The sequence below is a fragment of the Endozoicomonas sp. genome (genome assembly GCF_051008435.1).
Lineage (GTDB): Bacteria > Pseudomonadota > Gammaproteobacteria > Pseudomonadales > Endozoicomonadaceae > Endozoicomonas_A.
In genome coordinates this window covers 1-2,869 of sequence record NZ_JBPCXO010000452.1, presented here as the reverse complement: position 1 = coordinate 2,869, position 2,869 = coordinate 1, and the positions used below count along the sequence as shown (strand labels likewise).

The 2,869-nt window shown below is 48.2% G+C and carries 2 protein-coding genes; one reads left to right on the top strand and one right to left on the bottom strand.

The features are described from left to right. Positions 1-365: 365 nt before the first annotated feature. Positions 366-1,700: a PhoPQ-activated protein PqaA family protein gene (locus ACR2PX_RS22405; RefSeq protein WP_434001574.1), complete on the bottom strand. Its 1,335-nt coding sequence runs from the start codon at positions 1,698-1,700 to the stop codon at positions 366-368. Between the two features lie 290 nt (positions 1,701-1,990). Here ACR2PX_RS22405 and ACR2PX_RS22400 point away from each other — a divergent pair, with 290 nt between their 5' ends. Further along, complete coding sequence (locus tag ACR2PX_RS22400) at positions 1,991-2,506, top strand: GNAT family N-acetyltransferase (protein ID WP_434001573.1); 516 nt, start codon at positions 1,991-1,993, stop codon at positions 2,504-2,506. The last annotated feature ends 363 nt before the right edge of the window (positions 2,507-2,869 follow it).

Here is a 2,869-nt window from a genome sequence, read left to right as displayed (position 1 = left end):
TTCCAGAAAGAACGGCCCAATTATTCGATTAAATAGGTCAACTATTCTCACGAATCCATCGAAGCTGTCTAGAACGCTCAAGACTGTCGACTCGTTCTACTGAAATTTATGCTCGAAAGCATAAGTCTGACAGGCTCCTAGAGCTCTCAAGGAGAACGGCGATGAAACGGAAAAGAAATTAGCAACGGTGCTGAACGACCAGCAAATGCAAACCTACCGGGAGCTGCGCAAAGAGATGCGAGATAAGCTGAAGGAACATCGGGATCAGAAAAAAACGTCTGACTAGCTTTTTACAGTGGAAAACAGTTTGTTTTGCCACTGTTATATTGGAGAGTGACGCAAAAAATTTCCTCGTTCATGGCCGTTTATGGGTAAACGTCAGGCGTTATTCGGACTCCTGACGTTAAGATCAGATCCGGATAAGAAGCATTATCGAAGACCAGTTCAATGAAGAATGCAGTCCACCCTTTATCAGGGCTTACGGGGCAAAACTGATAAGTCCATGGAGATGAGTCGACAGGTTTTATGTGAGCGGCTCTATAACTTAAGCCAGCCTGTAGCAGTGTATCTTTTCGGAAGTCTCTGGCGGCAGGGTTATGGCAAACCCAGGCCCGGGCGGCTTTGGGTTCCAGACTGGTTCTGATTTCCAGACCGCCTTCATCCAGTTGCCTCCAGTTCATAGCGGGCATCTCTTGCTCAGAAAGCAGTGCACCAAAGACAGAGGCCATGATCTCATCTGTGTTCACCGCACTGTCTCTGCCCAGGTAATGACTGGCATTAGGAAGGTATCTCAGCCAGGTTAATTCCGATAATTTTGGGTAATAGAAACGTGCAGAGTCTGGTGGAAAGAATTCATCAGAACTGGCGTTAACAATAAAAGTGGGCAGGAAGAGCTGGTCTCGATAAACAAAGGGATCAATATCATTGAGCAATTGTTGCATGCCTGGTGACTCCAGGCCCGACAGAATGTCATGTTCACTGTCTGCATAATCGCTGATGGCACTGGCAAAACCACCATAAACATTCAGGTGATGATGGATGCAGGCCTGAACATTCAGTACATCAATCACCAGTGGGATAAGAGCAATAATTCTTTGGTCAGCTGCTGCCGTTAACCATGAAATCCAACCCCGCTTGGAAGCACCGGCAACAATGAACTCATCGATTCTGGAGAGTTCTTTCTCACTGAATTCTTCCAGTGCATCCATGGCCCGGATGACACTTTTCACCATGGGCCATTGAACAGGCATGAATACATGGTTGTCGGGATCTTCCAGAAAGGTTTGCCAGGAAAAAGCGACAAGATCATCTTCAGATCGAGGAACCCCATCTTGAAAAGTCAGGGGTTGGTTGGGTACATCTCTGAGGATAGCTATCGGAGCTTCTGTTAACTGGCATAACCGTGCACCGTCGACATGGCTGGCAGGGGTGGATTCAAGAGACGGGTCATGCCTTGATCCTCCGTTGATCATCAGCAGGCAGGGATGGTCAGAACCCTCTTCTGGCCAGTAAAGAGTGAGGCGATGTTGCCATTGGGGTTGACGAAGGCCAAATTGAATACCTTCCTGCCAAGTCTGGGAGATCAGTTCCAGCTGGATGATAGCAACAGAGGGGAATTCATCAGAGTGACTGGTTTCAAGGCAGCGCCAGCTGAAGCTGTCATCTTTTCTATTCAGGAAGTCCAGAATGTTCGGATTCAATGTCAGGCCTCTTGGTTGCTGAAGCTCCTTTAAGTTTCATCGGCGGTTATTCTGTGAATAACAGTCAGAGCCATTTGCAAAGGGAGCAATGGTTGTCAGTTCATCGTGTTACTGAAAAAAAACCGTTTAATCGGCCGAACTTTTTTTGCCGGGGCAGGGTCGAAGAGAGCATACACATTTAATTATTGGGCGTAGGTTCTGGTTAAAGCAAGAAAATCGACTAAACCTTATTTGGGAGCCTGATTGAGAGTAATGCTCCCATCCTGACCATGTAGTTTCTGGAGTCTCATGTGCTGATTGTTGCCGAAACCCCCCGATTGATCCTGAGAACCTGGCAGGAAGTTGATTTACAGCCGTACGCTGAGATCAGAGGAACTGCCCATGATGAACCGCAATACGGTACACACTCTCCTGCCTCCAAAGCTGAAACCGATCTCTGGCGTTTTCAGGTTGAACTTGACCAGAGAGGCTGGTCTCGCTGGGCTGTTGTCCTAAAAGAGAGTAATAAGCTGATTGGCATATGTGGGTTCGCCGCCTATGGCGACAGCGTGGAGATGAGCTGGCGGTTTAGTCAGGAGTACCGAGGTCGAGGGTTGGTGATCGAGGCTGCTGAAGCCGTGACCGAGCTGGGGTTCAAAAGACTGGGCTTCAAGGAAATTATCTCCTTTGCCTCTCCTCAGAATGAATTTGCCCTGGATGTGATGGAATCGCTGGGCATGAGTCTGGCCGGATATGAAGGCTGGTGTAATCTAACGGTTGCCCGATTTGCTCTGACTTCGACCGAAGCCCTCAGTCACCCTCATTAAAGGTGCTGTAAGCTTCTTTGACTTGGCTGTTATTAAACAGCTTTAGCCTTTACCCAATCCTGAGTTCCGTCGGGCAGTGTGGTCTTGGTCAATCGAATGGGGTTGTAAGCAAAATCCGGTGGAGGAGAGGCAAAAGCTTTGTCGGAGCTTACGTCGCCATCTTGTCTTTTTATTGTCCGAGACTGAGCATACGTTCCTTTAAGGACGGTAGTTTCAATGCAGGGCAGTTCTTTAAGGATTTATCGGTTGAGCGTAAAACCCCGTACTTTGAGTGCGGGGATGTAAGCTCGTCGGCGATAGCCGACTAATGCGGTGTTCTCTGCTGCTGAACGTACTGTTTGATGACTTCTATAGGAGCGCCAC